The organism is Nonomuraea glycinis (assembly GCF_035920485.1).
Lineage (GTDB): Bacteria > Actinomycetota > Actinomycetes > Streptosporangiales > Streptosporangiaceae > Nonomuraea > Nonomuraea glycinis.
In genome coordinates this window covers 786,600-801,047 of the sequence record NZ_CP109166.1, presented here as the reverse complement: position 1 = coordinate 801,047, position 14,448 = coordinate 786,600, and the positions used below count along the sequence as shown (strand labels likewise).

Below are 14,448 nucleotides of genomic sequence, written 5' to 3'. Positions count from 1 at the left end.
GATCAATGTCGTGCTGACATGGAACGATCTGTCCAGATCGGAAAGGGCGAACATGAAGAAGGTCGTGGTCCATAAGCCGGGCACTGCGAAGTTGACCGGCGCGGCGACCCCCAAGCACGCCGCCTAGCACCCCCTCATGGCAGAGGGGCGGCGCTTGCGGTGGGGGCGCCGGCCCAGCCGTTTCCCGAGGGAGCGACGCTGAGACAGATCACGCTCGACGCGCATCGCGCACTGAACGGCCCCTACACGCTGGCAGGCGCACTGGTGCGCGCGCTTGTCGCCGAGGCGGCGCCTGAGTCGGTGGCGGCGCACGACATCGAGATCAGAGCAGCGGCTCCCGCTCTGCGGCACCAGGTCCCGGCCAGGCGCACGACACTGGCCGACCGGGTGCCGCAGGAGGAACGCATCCTCGTCCCCGCGCCGCTGCGGACCCTCCGGCTGGCCAACGGGCTGGCGGAGTTCGTACGCGATCAGTTGGCCGTGACGGGGCCGCTCGCACTGCGCGCACTCAACATCGGGCAGGCCGACCCGACCGACCTTGAGCTGCTGGCCGTCCTGGAGCGGCGGGTGCCCGCGCTGACGGTCGTCTGTGAGGAGTCGGGGCCGCCGCATCCGCCTCCGTCCTATGCACCGGGCGCCGAACTGGACCGCTTCCGCAACGAGGGCTTCCATCACGCGATGGCCGAGGCCGGCGCGGCGCTGCTGCCCACGCTGCCGGAGGACGGCGAGCCGTGGTGGACGCTGCTGCACCGCACCACCACCGCGCTGGCCGCCCTGGAGCGGGAGGACGAGGCCCGCGACCTGCTCGACCACGCCCGCCGGGTGGGCACCGACCCCAAGCACCTCGCCACCGCGGCCTACGCCACCGCGATGCTGCTGGTCAGGCATCACGATCCGGGCAGGCGTGACCCGGAGGAGGCGGAAGTCTGGATCGACCGGGCGGTGGCGCTGACCTCGGGGCTGCCCGACCGTGCCGAGCGGGCCTTCCACCTGAGCTTCGACCTCAACGGCAAGGCGCTGGTGGAGGTCCGCCGAGGGCGTCCCGAGGAGGCGATGCGGCTGGTGCGCGCGGCGATCGAGCTGGCCGAGCGCGACCTCGCGGACGGCCGCCATCCGGTGCACAAGCTGGTGCTGCGGGCCAACCGGGCGCAGCTCACGGCCATGCGGGGCGACCCGGCGGGCGCGCTGGCCGACCTGGACGCGGTGATCGCGGCCGACCCCGGCTATCCCGACCACTACCTCGACCGCGGCAACCTGCTGCACCGGCTCGGCAGGCCGCTAGAGGCCGTGGCCGACTACGAGACGGCCATGCGCGTGGGCCCGCCCTTCCCCGAGCCCTACTACAACCGCTCCGAAGTGCGGTACGCGCAGGGCGACCTGGCGGGAGCGCTCGCCGACCTGGACTACGCGATCGAGCTGGACCCCGGCTTCGCCGACGCCTACGTCAACCGCGCCGGGCTGCTGGTGGCGCTGGACGAGCTCGACCGGGCCAGGGCGGACGCCGAACGCGATCCGGGCAACCCCTTCCTGCTCACCGTGCTGGGCCAGATCGAGACGGCGCAGGGCAACCTGGTGAAGGGGCGCAAGGCGTACGACTCGGCGCTGGAGCAGGCTCCTGCGCTGGCCGTCGCCTGGGCGGGGCGGGGGGCGCTGGCGTTCGAGGAAGGCGACGTACAGGCGTCGGTTTCCGACCTGACGCGGGCGATCGAGCTGGCGGACGGCGCCGAGGTGCGCTTCAACCGCGCCTACGCGCTGCGCGCGCTCGGCCTGACCGCCCAGGCACGCACGGACCTGCTGCGCGCGGCCGAGCTCGCGCCGGACGACGAGGATGTACGGCAGGCGCTCGCGAATCTGCCCTGACCAGTACGGATTCGGCACCAGGAGAGGCCGCCGAGGGCGTAGGACGCGCAGGCGGCTGGCGTGGGCGACGGAGGGCGGGGAGGGGCGGTCTCGGTCGGACTGGGGGATGTGGTGGCCGGGGGAGGGGCGGTCTCGGCCGGACTATGGGATGAGGTGGCCAGGGGAGGGGCGGCGGTGGGGGCCGATCGGGATGACCAGCGGGGTGCCGGCCACCGGGTCCTCGATGACCTTGGCGTCCAGGTCGAACACCTCCCGCACGAGGTCCTCGGTGAGCACCTCGTGCGGGGCGCCGGAGGCGATCACCCGGCCGTCGCGCATCGCCACCAGCCGGTCGGCGTAGCGGGCCGCCAGGTTGAGGTCGTGCAGGACCATCACGATGGTCCGGCCGGCCCGCTGATGCAGGTGGCGGACCAGCTCCAGCACCTCCACCTGGTGGGCCAGGTCCAGGAACGTGGTCGGCTCGTCGAGCAGCAGCAGGTCGGTGCCCTGCGCGAGGGCCATGGACAGCCAGGCGCGCTGCCGCTGACCGCCTGACAGCTCGTCCAGCGGCCGCTCGGCCAGGTCGGTGAGGTCGGTCATGGCCAGGGCGTCGGCCACCGCGGCCTCGTCGTCGGAGGACCACTGGCGGTACCAGGTCTGGTGCGGGTGCCGGCCGCGGGCGACCAGGTCGGCCACGGTCAGCCCTTCGGGAGCGGCGGGGGCCTGGGGGAGCACGCCGAGGATCTTGGCCACCTCCCGGGTCGGGGTCCGGTCGATGCGCTTGCCGTCGAGCAGCACCTCGCCGCCCTGCGGTTTGAGCAGCCGGCCGAGCGCGCGCAGCAGGGTGGACTTGCCGCAGCCGTTCGGACCGATGATGGTGGTCACGGTGCCCGTCTCGACGCCGAGGTCGAGGCCGTCGACGATGGTGCGGTCGCCGTACCCGAGCTTGACGCTCGCGGCCTGGAGTCTCATTTCCTCGCCCTCCAGATGAGGTGGATCAGGTACGGCGCGCCGAGCACGGCGGTGACGATGCCGACGGGCAGCTCCAGCGGGAACGCGGTGCGCGCGATCAGGTCGGCGCCGGTGGTGAGCACGGCGCCGACGGCGGCCGACGACAGCAGCGGCGGCTGCCCGGACCTGGCCAGCCGGAGCGCGATCTGCGGGGCGGCCAGCGCCACGAAGGCGATCGGCCCGGCCGAGGCGGTGGCCACGGCGGCGAGCAGCACGGCGGCGAGGATCATCAGCGTCCTGGACAGGTTCGTCCGCACGCCGAGCGCGGTGACGGTGTCGTCGCCGTAGCGCAGCGCGTCGAGCGAGCGGGTGCCGAGCAGCGTCAGCGGGAGGAGTACGGCGAGCGCCAGCACCACCGGCTGGACGTGCTCCCAGCCCCGGCCGTTCAGCGAGCCGCTGATCCAGACCATGGCCCGGCCGGTGTCGTTGACGTCGCCGACGGTGAGCAGCCAGAACTTCACGTTCGTGAACACCGCGGTGACGCCGATGCCGACCAGGACCAGGCGGTAGCCGTCCAGCCCACGCCGCCAGGCCAGGCCGTACACGAGGGCGCCGCCGATCAGGCCGCCGAGCAGGGAGAGCGCGGGGATGCCGAGGGTGGACAGCAGGCCGCTGGCGCCGCCGTACGCGCTGCCGCTGGCCACCACCCCGGCCACGACGAGGACCGAGGCGCCGTTGGTGACGCCGAGGATCTCGGGGCTGGCGAGCGGGTTGCGGGCGATGGACTGGATGATCGCGCCGGACAGCGCCAGGGCCGCGCCCACCAGCGCGCCGGTCAGCGCGCGGGGCAGGCGGAGCTCCATGACGACGAAGTGGGCGGCGCTGCTCGGGTCGAAGGTGGCGGCGATCACTTCCGGCACGCTCAGCCGGATGTCACCGAGGCGCATGTTCAGCGCCATGAGGAGGCCGAGCAGCAGCACGCCGCCCACCGTCACGAGGACGCCGCGCGGCCGCAGCCGCCAGGACAGCGCGGCGATCCGGAGTGTGATGGTCGTCACAGCCGCACCGGCTTCCTGCGGCGCACCAGCGCGATGAAGAAGGGCGCGCCGATCAGCGCGAGCACCACGCCGACCTCCAGCTCTCCCGGCGGCGCGACGACGCGGCCGAGCACGTCGGCGACCAGCAGCAGGACGGCGCCGACCAGGCCGGAGAAGGGCAGCAGCCAGCGGTGGTCGGTGCCCGAGAGCGGGCGGACCAGGTGGGGGACGATGAGGCCGACGAACGCCAGCGCGCCGCAGGCGGCCACCGAGGCGCCCGACAGCAGCGTGACGGCGGCCACCCCGACGGCGCGGGTCATGGCGATGTTCTGGCCGAGGCCGCGGGCCACGTCCTCGCCCAGCGACAGCGCGTTCAGGGCGGGCGCGTTGACCAGGGCGAGGACCAGGCCGGCCAGGATGAACGGCAGCACCTGCCAGACCACGTCGGAGCCCCGGGCGGCGATCGAGCCCGCCTGCCAGAACCGGAAGACGTCCATCGCCTGCTCGTCCAGCAGCACCAGGGCCGAGGTCAGGGCGTACAGCAGGGCGCTGACGGCGGTGCCGGCCAGGGCGAGCGTCACCGGTGTGGGGCCGCCTCTGCCGCCGGTCATGCCGAGCGCGAACACGGCGACGCTGGCGACGAGGGCGCCGGCCAGGCCGAACCAGATGTAGGCGAGCACGCTGGAGGCACCGAGCAGGATGATCGAGGCGACCATCGCGAAGGCCGCGCCCTGCGTGACGCCGAGCAGGCCGGGGTCGGCGAGCGGGTTGCGGGTGTGGCCCTGCATGAGCGCGCCGGCCACGCCGAGCGCCAGCCCGGCCAGCACGCCGAGCACGGTCCTGGGGACGCGCAGCGAGCGGATGATGATGTCGTGCTCGGTGCCGGACGGGGCGGTGAGCGCGTGCCAGGCGTCGGCCAGGGGCACCGGTTTCGAGCCGAGGGTGATGCTCAGCGCCACGGCCAGCAGGAGGCCGGCGAGCAGGCCGAGCAGGACGAGGAGCCGCCGGTGACGGATGCCGTGCGGGCTCGGCGCCACGGCGGTCGAACGCACCCGTCCCCCTAAGAATTTGCCTGAACCGGGGGAAGTATGCCAGCTTAGGCGCGGCTTACCTAATTTAGGGTTGCCTTACTTGATCGTGAAGAGGAATTCAGATGAGATCGTTGCGTGCGCTGGTGGGCGCCCTGCTGGTCGCCGGGCTCGCCGCCTGCGGCTCGACCGAGCCTGCCGCTCCTGGGCCTGCCTCCGCTGACAAGCCCGCGGAGGCGTTCCGCACCGTCAAGCACGCGATGGGCGAGACCGTGATCCCGGCCCAGCCCAAGCGGGTCGTCGCGCTGGACCAGAGCTTCGTCGACGCGGTGCTGACGCTGGAGACGCCGGTGGTCGGCTACACGACCTACCGCTCCATCGACAGCACGCTCCCCGACTACCTGGGGACGGTCGCGACGGAGTACGGCAAGGAGGCGACCACGGTGGGCACCCTGGAGCAGCCCAGCCTGGAGAAGGTGATGGCGCTCAAGCCGGACCTGATCGTCTCGGCCAAGGTCCGCCACGAAGCCCTGTACGACAAGCTGTCCAAGATCGCCCCTACCGTCTTCAGCGAGACGACCGGCGCCATCTGGAAGGACAACGTCCGCCTCGTCGGCCAGGCCCTGGGCAAGGAGGAGCTCGCCGAGACCAGGATCAAGGAGTACGAGGAGCGCGCCGGCCGGATCGGCACGGCGATCAAGGAGAAGGAGGGCAAGCTGCCCACGATCTCCGTCGTCCGCTTCGCCGGCGAGGACACCGTCCGCCTGTACGTGGAGAACTCCTACTCCGGCCTGGTCATGAAGGACGTGGGCTTCCCCCGGCCCGAGGGCCAGCCGACCGAGAAGGACGCCATCGCGGTCGACATCAGCCAGGAGCGCATCGCCGAGCTGGACGCCGACCGCATCTTCGTCGCCACCTACCCGGACCCGGCCTCCGACGGGCCGAAGGACACGTTCCTGAAGAACCCGCTGTGGGGCAAGCTCAAGGGCGAGCAGCACGAGGTCAGCGACCTGACCTGGATGAGCGCGGTGGGCATCCAGGGCGCGCACGCGATGCTGGACGATCTGGCGAAGCTGTTCGAGGTCGATCCCGCCAGAACCTGATCCCGCTGGTCCGTCAGAGCGGGTCCGTCAGAGCGGGTCCGTCAGAGCGGGTCCGCCAGAGGGGGTCCGTCAGAGGGGCAGGAATGCCCGCAGCGTCGCCAGGTGCGGCTCGATGTACAGGCCCTGAGACCGCAGCCACTCAGGGTCGCCGTAGGTGCCCCGGTAGCGGTCGCCGCTGTCGCAGATGAGGGTGACGATGCTGCCCTGCCGGCCCGCCTCGCGCATCTCCTTGATGAGATCCACGCAGGCGGCGATGTTGGTGCCGGTGGAGCCGCCGACGTCGCGGCCGGTGACCTCGCGCACCCAGTGCATGGCGGCGATCGAGTGGGCGTCCGGCACCGCGATCATCCGGTCGATCACCGCCGGCTGGAACGAGGGCTCGACGCGCGGGCGGCCGATGCCCTCGATGCGGGAGCCGGGCGCCGTGACGGAGTCGTCGCCGGAGACCCAGCTCGGGTAGAAGGCCGAGCCCTCCGGGTCGACCACCGCCAGGCGGGTGGCATGGCGGCGGTAGCGGATGTAGCGGCCGATCGTCGAGGAGGTGCCGCCGGTGCCGGCGCCCACCACGATCCAGGCGGGCTCCGGGTAGGGCTCCATGGACATCTGGGCGTAGATCGACTCGGCGATGTTGTTGTTGCCGCGCCAGTCGGTGGCCCGCTCGGCGTAGGTGAACTGGTCCATGAAGTGGCCGCCCGTCTCGGCGGCCAGCCGGCGAGACTCCTCGTAGATCATGCCGGGGTCGGTGACCAGGTGGGACTTGCCGCCGTGGAACTCGATCAGGTGGATCTTCTCCGGCGAGGTGGAGGCGGGCATCACGGCGATGAAGGGCAGGCCGAGCAGCCGGGCGAAGTAGGCCTCGCTGACCGCGGTCGAGCCGCTGGAGGCCTCCACGATCGTGGTCGTGGGTCCGATCCAGCCGTTGGCGAGGCCGTACAGGAAGAGAGAGCGAGCAAGTCGGTGTTTGAGTGAACCGGTGGGGTGCACCGACTCGTCTTTCAAGTAGAGGTTTACCCCCCAGCTTGAGGGAAGCGGAAAGACGTGCAGGTGAGTATCACAACTACGGTTGGCGTCGGCCTCGACCTTGCGGATGGCCTCCGCCACCCACAGGCGCGTCCCCGCGTCATGCCGGCTCACGAAGTTCATGCTTCAAAGCTATCTCATGTGACGCTGACCACTTTTTGTACAGATGTGGTGTGTGAGTGTTACAATAATGAGATCGTCCGGCCGCTGGTGTGATGACGCACGCCGCGAGCACGTGGACTGTTCACCTCTCTGACCAGCACATCGAGGCTAACGCGGCCCTTACACCGGGCCTGCAACGATGGAATCGCGGTCGGGCGGCTGGGGCCGTACGGGGGATAGCGCAAGGGGGAATGATTTGATCACCATGACCGAAGAGCAGCGTCAGGACTGGTTCGAGCGCGACGTCGTGCCCGTGACATCGCAGCTGTTCGCTTCCGCCATGCGCCTGACCCGTAACACGGCCGATGCCGAGGACCTGGTCCAGGAGACCGTGGCCAAGGCGTACAGCTCCTATCACCAGTTCCGTGAGGGCACCAACCTCAAGGCGTGGCTGCACCGCATCCTGACCAACAACTTCATCAACGACTACCGCAAGAAGCAGCGTTCTCCCAAACTGTCGGCGGCCGAGGACATCGAGGACTGGCAGCTGCACGCCGCCGAGTCGCACAGCTCGACCGGGCTGCGCTCCGCCGAGAACGAGGCGCTCGACCGGCTGCCCGACAACGTGGTGATGAACGCGCTGCGCGCGCTGCCCGAGGACTTCCGCCTGGCGGTGTACCTGGCCGACGTCGAGGGCTTCGCCTACAAGGAGATCGCCGACCGCATGGGCACGCCCATCGGCACCGTCATGTCCAGGCTCCACCGGGGCCGCCGCCAGCTGCGCGGCATGCTTGAGACGCACGTCCGCGAGGAAGGCGCCGTCCGCCTGCCCGCCTCCAGCATGGCCTGACGCCTGACGCCTGACGCCTAGCGCAGCCTCATGTGCAGCCGGACGCGCAGCAGCCCGTCCTGCGAGCGAAGCTCCACCAGATCGCAGAGCTGACGACTGATCCAGAGCCCGTATCCCCGCTGGGATTCGGGCTCTGGTGGTATGTAGCCGGGTAAGGGGTCCTCCAGCCGGCCGCCGGAGTCGCTGATCTCGCAGACCACGCCCGTCTCGTTCGTCCACATCCTGACCAGCCCGTGCCCGGCGCCGTGCTCGACGCTGTTGGCGGCGATCTCCGACACGCTCAGGACGAGCGAGGTCGCCTGGTCGCCGCCCATCCCGGCGGCTTGGGCGTAGCCGGCGACCGTGTGCCTGAGCTCCTTGAGCGACTCGGCGGTGAACCGCGTCTCCCGCACCGGGCCGGTGGGCTCGGGCAGCGGCGCCCGGTCGCCGTTCAGCACCAGCCGGTCAGGGCTGACGAAGTGCGGGCTCGGCAGCAGGCCGTCCGGCCCGATCAGCAGGGGATGGGTCATCCACGCGGAGCGCAGCACGTTCTCGGGTGCCGTCCGCGTGTCGTAGAAGCACAGGGCGGTGGCGTGCGCGCCGGCCAGCGCGGTGTTGATCACCGATTCGTACCGGATCCACTCGCGGGTCTCGATCTCGCTCCGGCCGGCCCAGCGGGGCTCGCCCACCAGGAGCGTGCGCCGCCCCCGGGCGTAGTCGTGGCAGTCGGCCAGGGTGCGCTGGGGGTGGCCGTACCAGGAGGCGGGGTCGCGTTCGTCGACGCGGTCATGGTCCGCGCCGAGCGCCTCGGCGAGCAGGTCCCGCAGGGCCTGGCGGGCCACCACGAGCACCTGTGTGCCCTTGGCCAGCGCCTGCCGGATGTGGGGAAGGGCCAGATCCCGGAAACCCTCATCGGCGCCGTAGGGCACTGCCAGGTGCTCCAACGGCTCGCCGGAATCAGGGCGCACGGGCGAAACGTAACAAGCGCTAGCCGCCTACGCAACGGCTATCAGCGCGACCGCACCCAACGCGCATGCGACTCCGGTCACTTGGATCGCGTGCAGCCGCTCCCCGAGCACCTGTCTGGCCAGCAGCAGCGTGCTCGCCGGATAGAGCGAGACCAGCACCACCACCAGGCTCAGCATGCCCTGCTCCTTGGCCAGCAGGTAGAGCACGTTGGCCACCATGTCGAGCACGCCCGCGGCCAGGATGACGGGCAGCGATCCGGTGCTCGGCCGCAGCGCGCGCCGCGTCGCCAGAGCGAGCGCGACCACCACCGAGATGGACGACAGTCGCGCGCCGACCAGCGGCCAGAGGCCCGCCCCGTCAGGGGCGAGGTCCAGCAGGATGAAGAACCCGCCGAACCCGGCGCCCGCCGCCAGCGCGGTGAGCAGCGAGCCCGTCGAGCCGCTCCCGGCCGCCGTGCGGTCCTGGCTGACCAGCAGCACCGAGCCGAGGGCCAGCACGACTCCGGCCAGCGCCAGCGGGGCCGGGCGCTCCCCCCGGGCCAGGCCGTACATCACGGGCAGGGCGGCGGAGGTGACCGCCGTGGTGGGCGCGACCACCGACATGACGCCGCTCGCCAGCGCCCGGTAGAACAGGACCAGGCCGGCGGCGCCGCACAGGCCCGCACCGAGCCCCCAGCCGAGCGCGCCGCCGCTGAACAGACCGGGCAGCGCCGGCAGCAGGACCAGGATGAGCGCCAGCCCGGCGAGCTGGGAGAGCGCGACGACGGCGAGCACCCGCGATCGCCGGGTGGCGAGCCCGCCGAAGAAGTCGGCCGTGCCGTACACCACCGCACAGGCGGTCGCCAGAATCACCGCGGTCACGGGTCCCTCGTTTCTCGCATAGTTCAGTTCATTGCACTCCCAGTACAGTACACAGAGTGCAACACAGTGCAAATCCTTTCCACTAGACTGCACTGGTGCAGGATCCGGAGACGATCACACAGGCCATCGCGACCAACGTCCGCGCCCAGCGCACCCACCGCGGCCTGACGCTCGACGCCCTGGCCGCCAGGTCCGGCGTGAGCAGGGGCATGCTGGTCCAGGTCGAGCAGGCCAGGACCAACCCGAGTGTGTCCACCCTCACCCGGATCGCCTCGGCGCTCGGCGTGACCGTGGCCCGGCTGGTCGAGGTGTCCGACGTGCCGATGGTCAGGGTCGTGGACAAGGCGGACGTGGTCACCTTCGAGCAGGGCGACGTGCGGGCCAGGCTGCTCGTCGGGGCGGACTCGCCGATGATCCTGGAGCTGTGGGACTGGCGGCTCGCGCCGGGCGAGCACCACGACGGCGATCCGCACCCCGCGGGCACCCGCGAGATGCTCACCGTGCTCGCCGGCGAGCTGACCCTCACCGTCCACGGCAAGAGCCATGCGATCGGCGTCGACGACGCGGTGCTCTTCACCGCCGACCGGGCGCACCGCTACGCCAACGAGGGGCGGGAAGAGCTCAGGTTCGTGATGGTCGTCGCCGAACCGCGCGCGCTCGCCGACCAATAACGTCATATGGCTTCCCGATCACCATCTGGAGTTTCATGATTACTTTATGTTCTTGACGGCTGCGGCTTGTCGGTGGGTACACCCTCAGGTGTGCGACGCATCGTCGGCAGGGGGTGGCGGCGGGTGAGTGAATCCCGCGCGGCGACGGAAAAGCTCCAGGCGGAGCTGCAGGCTCTGGGCGTGACCAACGCATACGAGCTCGGGGACGGCCCGACGCTGTCGGTGTGGATCGGACTGGTCGTGCGCTACAGGGACGGCTTCTACCGATGGCATGAGGGAGCGGTGAAACGCCGGCATGTCGGCACGGACCCGGCAGGATGTGCGACGAGAGTGGCGCGTCGCTACACAGAGTTGCAAGCGGATATCCCATCATGGTGGGACGACCTGGCCAAGGAGATGCGGGGGGATCGGGTCCAGGACTATCCGTGACCCCGCGTCGGGTGGGGGCGGCATGCGCGTGTGGGTGGTGGCGCCGGCGTTGCTGGCGCTGGCGGGATGCGCCACGGGAAGCTTCACGTACGTCGAGTCGGCGCCCCCGCGCCCGGTCCCGGAGCCTGAGACGCTGGCCAAGCGGCTCATGGCCATGCAGCCCGACTGGCCGAAGCCGCGCCGCCTCGACTGCGCGGAGACCGGCTGCGTGGCGCTCACCTTCGACGACGGCCCCGGCCGCCACACCGGCCGGCTGCTGAACATCCTGCGCGCCCGGGACGTCAAGGCCACCTTCTTCGTCGTGGGCGAGATGGTCGCCGCCGGCCGGGGCGCCCAGCGGGTGCGCCAGATGGTGGCGGACGGCCACGAGCTGGGCAACCACAGCTGGAGCCACCGGCAGCTCACCGCCCTGCCGAAGAGCCGGATCAGGCGTCAGCTGCGGCGCACCGACAGGCTGGTGCGATCGCTGACCGGGGTCCGGATGCGGCTCATGCGCCCGCCGTACGGGTCCACCGACCGCCGCGTCGCCGCGCTGACCCGCCACCGGGGGCAGGCGCAGATCCTGTGGAACGTCGACACCTTCGACTGGCGTGACCGGGTGCCCGCCGTCGTGGCCAGGAGGGGGGCGCGGGCCGAGCCGGGCTCCATCGTGCTCATGCACGACATCCACCGCACCACCGTCAAGGCCGTCCCCGGCCTGCTCGACCGGCTCACCCGCAAGGGCTACGCCTTCGCCACCGTGAGCGAGCTGTACGGCCGCCGCCCCAAACCCGGCAAGAAGTACGAGGACGACATACCGCCCCTCGCCGAAGACCGTCGGTGACGCGTGGCACCCTTACGGCATGGGTTTCACCGGCATCCCCGACGAGGCGTTCGTCTTCTACGAGGGTCTGGAGGCGGACAACTCCAAGACCTACTTCGCGCGGCACAAGCACCTCTACGAGGAGGCGGTGCGGGCGCCGATGGTGGCGCTGACCGAGGAGCTGGCCGCCGAGTTCGGGCAGGCCCAGCTCTTCAGGCCGTACCGTGACGTGCGCTTCGCCAAGGACAAGTCGCCCTACAAGACGCACCAGGGGGCCTTCGTCGAGCACCAGCCCGGCATCGGCCTCTACGTCGAGGTGAGCGCGGCGGGCCTCTTCACCGCGGGCGGCGTCTATTCGCAGGCCGCCGACCAGGTGGCCCGCTACCGGGCGGCCGTCGACGAGGACCTGTCCGGCAAACCGCTCGAAGAGATCGTCTCCTCGCTGCGCGCCGCCGGCTACGCGGTCTCCGGTGACCGGCTCAAGACCAGGCCGCGCGGCGTCCCCGTCGACCATCCCCGCCTCGACCTGCTGCGCCACCGCTCCCTGCACGCGGGCAGCCGCTTCGAGCCGGAGCCCTGGGTGCACACGCCGGAGGTCGCCGCGCGGGTGCGCGACACCTGGCGCGACTACGCCCCGCTGATCGAGTGGCTCTGCGCCCACGTCAGGGGGAGCGAGTTGCCCCGCCGCTGATCGTCCGCCGCCGACGGGAAAGGTCCCACGGCGTGCTCGTCCGCCGCCGACGAGAAAGGTCCCGCGCGCGACACACGGTCGCGAGCGGGACCTTCACCGGTGGTCGGTCAGGCGCGCTTGGCGCGGGCGGTGGCGCGACCGCGGACGGCGGCGTCGAGCACCACCTTGCGGATGCGCACCGCGTCCGGGGTGATCTCCACGCACTCGTCCTCGCGGATGAACTCCAGCGCCTGCTCCAGCGACAGGCTGCGCGGCGGGATCACCTTCTCGGTCTCCTCGCTGGTGGAGGAGCGCATGTTGGTGAGCTTCTTCTCCTTGGTGATGTTGACGTCCATGTCGTCGGAGCGCGAGTTCTCGCCGACGATCATGCCTTCGTACACCTCGGTGGTCGGCGCCACGAACAGCGTGCCGCGCTCCTGCAGGTTGAGCATGGCGAAGGGGGTGACGGGCCCGGACCGGTCGGCGACCAGGGAGCCGTTGTTGCGGGTGCGCAGCTCACCGAACCACGGCTCGTAGGCCTCGAAGACGTGGTGCACCAGGCCGGTGCCGCGGGTCTCGGTGAGGAACTCGGTGCGGAAGCCGATCAGCCCGCGCGCCGGCACCACGAACTCCATCCGGATCCAGCCGGTGCCGTGGTTGGTCATGTGCTCCATGCGCCCCTTGCGGACGGCCATGAGCTGGGTGATGGCGCCGAGATATTCCTCGGGGCAGTCGACGGTGAGGCGCTCCACGGGCTCGTGCACCTTGCCGTCCACGAGCTTGGTGACGACCTGGGGCTTGCCGACGGTCAGCTCGAAGCCTTCGCGGCGCATCTGCTCGACGAGGATGGCCAGCGCCAGCTCGCCCCGGCCCTGGACCTCCCAGGTGTCGGGACGCTCGGTGGGCAGGATGCGCAGCGAGACGTTGCCGACGAGCTCCTTCTCCAGGCGGTCCTTGACCATGCGGGCGGTGACCTTGGAGCCTTTGGCCTTGCCGACCAGCGGCGAGGTGTTGGTGCCGATGGTCATCGAGATGGCGGGCTCGTCGACGGTGATCAGCGGCAGCGGGCGCGGGTCGTCCGGGTCGGCCAGCGTCTCGCCGATCATGATGTCGGGGATGCCGGCGATGGCGATGATGTCGCCGGGCCTGGCCTCCTCGGCGGGCTTGCGCTCCAGCGCCTCGGTCATGAGCAGCTCAGTGATCTTGACCTTCTGGATCGAGCCGTCGGTGCGGCACCAGGCCACCTGCTGGCCCTTGCGCAGCACGCCCTGGTGGATCCGGCACAGCGCGATGCGGCCCAGGTAGGCGGAAGCGTCGAGGTTGGTGACGTGCGCCTGCAGCGGCGCGTTGGGGTCGTAGACCGGCGCCGGGATCGTCGACTTGATGATGTCGAACAGCGGCTCGAGGTTCTCCGCGTCCGGCATGCCGCCGTTGTCGGGGCGCGCCAGGGACGCGCGGCCGGCCTTCGCCGAGGCGTAGATGATCGGGAAGTCGATCTGCTCCTCGGTGGCGTCGAGGTCGATGAAGAGCTCGTAGACCTCGTCCACGACCTCCGCGATGCGCGCGTCGGGCCGGTCCACCTTGTTGATGCACAGGATGACCGGCATCTTGGCGGACAGCGCCTTGCGCAGCACGAACCGGGTCTGCGGCAGCGGGCCCTCGGAAGCGTCCACCAGCAGCACCACACCGTCGACCATGGACAGGCCGCGCTCGACCTCGCCACCGAAGTCGGCGTGGCCCGGCGTGTCGATGATGTTGATGGTCATGCCGCTGTGCTGGACGGCGGTGTTCTTCGCGAGAATGGTGATGCCTTTCTCGCGCTCAAGGTCATTGGAGTCCATGACGCGGTCGTCAACGTCCTGGTTCGCGCGGAATGCCCCGGACTGCCAGAGCATGGCGTCGACGAGCGTGGTCTTGCCATGGTCGACGTGCGCGATGATCGCGATATTCCGCAGGTCGTCGCGGCTGTTCAAAGGCATGAGTGGTCTCGCTCTGTGTTCGTGGAGGCGACCGCGCGAAGTCGCGGCGGAGTTAAGTCTAGTTGATCCCGTCTGATGGACGGAGCGAGACCGGCCCTGCACATTCATTCAGAGAGCTCTCCTACATACCCTGATGCACATTTGTGCGCATGGCAGGAA

General features: G+C 70.7%; 14 protein-coding genes. 7 read left to right on the top strand and 7 right to left on the bottom strand.

The genetic code is table 11. The features are described 5' to 3' along the window. Positions 1–159: 159 nt before the first annotated feature. Complete coding sequence (locus tag OHA68_RS03655; RefSeq protein WP_327106360.1) at positions 160–1,860, top strand: tetratricopeptide repeat protein; 1,701 nt, start codon at positions 160–162, stop codon at positions 1,858–1,860. Between the two features lie 141 nt (positions 1,861–2,001). On the opposite strand, the gene OHA68_RS03650 is transcribed toward OHA68_RS03655, so the two are convergent. The 3 genes from OHA68_RS03650 to OHA68_RS03640 are packed head-to-tail and all read right to left on the bottom strand — an operon-like array spanning position 2,002 to position 4,879. Then, on the bottom strand, positions 2,002–2,811 hold the full coding sequence (locus OHA68_RS03650) for an ABC transporter ATP-binding protein (protein ID WP_327106359.1): 810 nt from the start codon (positions 2,809–2,811) through the stop codon (positions 2,002–2,004). Then, complete coding sequence (locus OHA68_RS03645; protein ID WP_327106358.1) at positions 2,808–3,848, bottom strand: FecCD family ABC transporter permease; 1,041 nt, start codon at positions 3,846–3,848, stop codon at positions 2,808–2,810. The genes OHA68_RS03650 and OHA68_RS03645 overlap by 4 nt, the downstream gene beginning before the upstream one ends. Beyond that, positions 3,845–4,879 (bottom strand): FecCD family ABC transporter permease, encoded by a 1,035-nt coding sequence (locus OHA68_RS03640; RefSeq protein ID WP_189136604.1) that lies wholly within the window; start codon positions 4,877–4,879, stop codon positions 3,845–3,847. Before OHA68_RS03640 ends, OHA68_RS03645 begins: the two co-directional genes overlap by 4 nt. A 101-nt stretch (positions 4,880–4,980) precedes the next feature. On the opposite strand from OHA68_RS03640, the gene OHA68_RS03635 reads away from it, so the two are divergent. After that, positions 4,981–5,958, top strand: a complete 978-nt coding sequence (locus OHA68_RS03635; RefSeq protein ID WP_327106357.1) for an ABC transporter substrate-binding protein — start codon at positions 4,981–4,983, stop codon at positions 5,956–5,958. 69 nt (positions 5,959–6,027) lie between these two features. Here the strand turns inward: OHA68_RS03635 and OHA68_RS03630 are convergent, their stop codons facing one another. Then, positions 6,028–7,101 carry a PLP-dependent cysteine synthase family protein gene (locus OHA68_RS03630; protein WP_327106356.1) on the bottom strand — a complete coding sequence of 358 codons (1,074 nt, stop codon included), beginning with the start codon at positions 7,099–7,101 and terminating at the stop codon, positions 6,028–6,030. Positions 7,102–7,345: 244 nt separating this feature from the next. On the opposite strand from OHA68_RS03630, the gene OHA68_RS03625 reads away from it, so the two are divergent. Then, positions 7,346–7,930 carry a sigma-70 family RNA polymerase sigma factor gene (locus OHA68_RS03625; protein ID WP_327106355.1) on the top strand — a complete coding sequence of 195 codons (585 nt, stop codon included), beginning with the start codon at positions 7,346–7,348 and terminating at the stop codon, positions 7,928–7,930. Between the two features lie 17 nt (positions 7,931–7,947). Here OHA68_RS03625 and OHA68_RS03620 read toward each other — a convergent pair whose 3' ends face one another. Continuing rightward, positions 7,948–8,877: a sensor histidine kinase gene (locus tag OHA68_RS03620; RefSeq protein ID WP_327106354.1), complete on the bottom strand. Its 930-nt coding sequence runs from the start codon at positions 8,875–8,877 to the stop codon at positions 7,948–7,950. Between the two features lie 27 nt (positions 8,878–8,904). After that, a complete protein-coding gene (locus OHA68_RS03615; RefSeq protein ID WP_327106353.1) occupies positions 8,905–9,738 on the bottom strand; it encodes a DMT family transporter in 834 nt (277 codons plus the stop codon). Between the two features lie 95 nt (positions 9,739–9,833). Between OHA68_RS03615 and OHA68_RS03610 the strand changes: the two genes are divergently transcribed. From OHA68_RS03610 to OHA68_RS03595, 4 genes are all read left to right on the top strand, one after another. Further along, positions 9,834–10,409 carry a helix-turn-helix domain-containing protein gene (locus tag OHA68_RS03610; RefSeq protein ID WP_189136609.1) on the top strand — a complete coding sequence of 192 codons (576 nt, stop codon included), beginning with the start codon at positions 9,834–9,836 and terminating at the stop codon, positions 10,407–10,409. A gap of 123 nt (positions 10,410–10,532) precedes the next feature. After that, on the top strand, positions 10,533–10,838 hold the full coding sequence (locus tag OHA68_RS03605) for a hypothetical protein (RefSeq protein WP_189136610.1): 306 nt from the start codon (positions 10,533–10,535) through the stop codon (positions 10,836–10,838). A 22-nt stretch (positions 10,839–10,860) separates the two neighbouring features. Next, the gene (locus OHA68_RS03600) at positions 10,861–11,661 is read left to right on the top strand and encodes a polysaccharide deacetylase family protein (RefSeq protein ID WP_327106352.1); all 801 of its coding nucleotides are present in this window, start codon (positions 10,861–10,863) and stop codon (positions 11,659–11,661) included. A gap of 19 nt (positions 11,662–11,680) precedes the next feature. Further along, positions 11,681–12,331, top strand: coding sequence for a DUF2461 domain-containing protein (locus OHA68_RS03595; protein WP_327106351.1), 651 nt, complete (start codon positions 11,681–11,683; stop codon positions 12,329–12,331). 107 nt (positions 12,332–12,438) lie between these two features. Here OHA68_RS03595 and typA read toward each other — a convergent pair whose 3' ends face one another. Next, positions 12,439–14,289: a translational GTPase TypA gene (gene typA, locus OHA68_RS03590; protein ID WP_327106350.1), complete on the bottom strand. Its 1,851-nt coding sequence runs from the start codon at positions 14,287–14,289 to the stop codon at positions 12,439–12,441. Between the last annotated feature and the right edge of the window lie 159 nt (positions 14,290–14,448).